This window comes from Enterococcus sp. 5B3_DIV0040 (assembly GCF_002140755.1).
Lineage (GTDB): Bacteria > Bacillota > Bacilli > Lactobacillales > Enterococcaceae > Enterococcus_D > Enterococcus_D casseliflavus.
Genome location: NZ_NGLC01000001.1, coordinates 1337158 through 1339781, shown reverse-complemented (window position 1 = coordinate 1339781; position 2624 = coordinate 1337158). Strand labels below are relative to the sequence as shown.

At 30.6% G+C, this 2624-nt stretch carries 4 protein-coding genes; all 4 read right to left on the bottom strand.

The window, feature by feature from the left end; genetic code table 11:
• A partial coding sequence (locus tag A5883_RS06295) for a WxL protein peptidoglycan domain-containing protein (RefSeq protein ID WP_254907822.1) occupies positions 1-854 on the bottom strand: 854 nt, incomplete at its 3' end.
• Positions 855-902: 48 nt separating this feature from the next.
• Positions 903-1388, bottom strand: a complete 486-nt coding sequence (locus A5883_RS06290) for a hypothetical protein (protein WP_086338174.1) — start codon at positions 1386-1388, stop codon at positions 903-905.
• A 190-nt stretch (positions 1389-1578) separates the two neighbouring features.
• Positions 1579-2271: a hypothetical protein gene (locus A5883_RS06285; RefSeq protein ID WP_086338173.1), complete on the bottom strand. Its 693-nt coding sequence runs from the start codon at positions 2269-2271 to the stop codon at positions 1579-1581.
• A gap of 28 nt (positions 2272-2299) precedes the next feature.
• The coding region (locus tag A5883_RS06280) for a hypothetical protein (protein ID WP_254907821.1) at positions 2300-2624 on the bottom strand (325 nt) is incomplete at its 5' end.

Here is a 2624-nt window from a genome sequence, read left to right as displayed (position 1 = left end):
ATTATGAACTGATATTCTCCAGACATTAATTCCGCATCACTAACTAAGGGAATGTTTAATTTCGTTTTTGTAACAGGAGTTAAAGTAAGTACTTCTTCTTCAAATTCACCTTCTGAAATTATATCTCCTTTTGGGTTAATGACTTTGTAGGGACCACTTTCTGCATATTCCACTATGGGATTATTATTAATTACAGAGAAACTTAAAACTATAGAATTCTGTGAATTGATAAATTCAAATTCACCATAGTCTTGCTCTTTTTCAGAATCTAACTCATTCATTTTGAGGCGAAACAAGACTACCTTTTCATAAACATGGACAATATCTGCAGAATTCTCGTTTTTTTGCTCACTCAGTGTTTGAGAAAAATTTAAACCACCTAGAATTTCTCCATCAAGTTCTTTGTTTAAGTTAACAACAACGGATATATCTTCACTTTGATTAGCCTTGACTTGGACTATACCATCTTTTAATTCACCGTTATCATTAGTTATCTTCACATACTTACTAAAGTCATAATCTTTATCCATTAGATTTTCTGTATTTTCCACATAAGTTATTCCAGCCATCGTCGATATAGCAACTGATGGATATACATTAACGTCTAAATCTTTATTACCAATATTGGTAATCGTCGCTGTAAACTCATAATTGTTGTTAAGTTCAGGAGTAAATTGCATATAGCTATCTCTATACTCATATTCTTTAGGATGAACATCAATTAATATTGATGCATCAGTATCCTCCGAAGCAACAACTTCCTGTATGTAAAATAAACTACCTATTACTAAAACGAATATAAGAGAAAACACGTTAACAAAAACGCGTTTTCTCATTTTACTTTTATTTTCCATCATGACTCCTGTTTTCTTATATCTTTGTTGTATTAATCATTTCAATCCTCAGGGCGTTACTGTGGTAGAATCAATTAAACTTACTGTAATCTTATACGAATCTGAATCCGAGGCATTATACAATGTTGGGTCAAGAGTAGCTTCAATAATAACATCACCTGTATTTCTAGTTCCGCTATTTGTTTCAGAAATATTTGAATCACCTGCATTCACAAAGGCTGCATCTAAACCAGCACCATCAGTTGATACGTCTATTGTGAAACGCCCTGCAATATTTGCAAAAGTTCTATTTTGGATATCATACGTAACAGAAAATGTTTCAGGGTTAAGTGGCTTTTCATTCTCGAAATCAATTTGTGCAAAATCGAAATCTACAGAAGTAACATCTGGATTAGTTAATGCAAGACTTCCGCTTACTCGACCTTCTTCAACGTTTACTGCCTTTGTTGACTCCTCAGTTGCGTGAACTGTATTCGTAAATCCGATTGCTGATAGAACAAGTATTGCTGTTGATGCTAAAAGAGTTTTTTTCATTAATGTATCCTCCTAATTTTGTAATTGTGAAATCTATTACAATTAAAATTATACAGGAAATCTCTAAGCTATCTTATCTAATATTTTCGCAATCTCAAAAAAAAGGGATAATAACCTCTCATAGCGTTATTCATTAATACATTTACTTCTTTTGATTCATTTAATAATGATAAAATTCAAGAAACCTATCTTATGAATTTTCACCAGAATTATCTTGGTCTGATATATTTTGATTGTCATTGTTATCTTCTTCATCTAAGTTACTTTCATCATTTTCACTTTCGCTCATATCCTTAACATCTGAATCATCTGGTTTTTCATCAATAATTTCCCCAGATGAACTAGTTGAGTTATCGTCCTTTTTATTATTGCTCAAAGTGTTTTCATCAAGAGAGCTACTTGTTTTGTCATTTTCAAACTCTGAAATATCATCAAAACTATCTACATTTTTTTTCACAAAAGTAAATGTAATGGCAGTTTCATTCTCTGGTGAATGTTCATATTCATCCATGCTCAAAACGACTTCATAATTTAAATATACTTCTCCTTGGTTTGATGTTGGTAAAAGGATTCCAGAATAGGTATTGCTTAAAGTATCTATAAACCTAGCAGTAAGCCCCTTACCTTCAGTGGATATTACCAATGAATAATCTAAAGAAGAATTTACATCATATTTTATCTTCACAGTTTCAATTTGTTTTACTGTTCTAGTTGAAAAGTCTAAATCGTTCAATGATAAAGTAACTTCATCAGCCTCAATGTTTATCTCATCTTTAATTTCATTAGCTAAACTTTGTGTGCCGAAAATTATTAACACAAATAGTATGCAGCAATTAAGAAATATTATTTTACTTTTTTGTAAAAACATAAAAATAGTATTCATATTGATTCTCCTTTACCAATACTACTATCTAATTAAAGGGACGATTTTCTATATTGTTTGCTATTATCTCACAGGTTTTTTCTAATAAAATAAAATCCGCTCTATTTTTCCTAGCTATTTTCACTTTTTTCATAAAGACTGATTTTTTCTTAGATTCATTCACTGTTTCACGAATATTATTTTCAACTAGATATTTCAAGTTATTCAAGTCACATTCCCTGAGTAAATTTTCACTTGTATTGTCATTTATTGTCTGAAAATGATACTCGAGAAATCTACTATTATTCATGACTTTTCTATATCTGTTTCTACTTACTAACAATTTCCCCCAACTTTCTTTTGGTAACCTAGAT

Bases quoted from the DNA above. Each gene is read 5' to 3' on its own strand.
- A5883_RS06285 (WP_086338173.1), bottom strand. From the start codon at position 2,271: ATGAATACTATTTTTATGTTTTTACAAAAAAGTAAAATAATATTTCTT.
- A5883_RS06290 (WP_086338174.1), bottom strand. From the start codon at position 1,388: ATGAAAAAAACTCTTTTAGCATCAACAGCAATACTTGTTCTATCAGCA.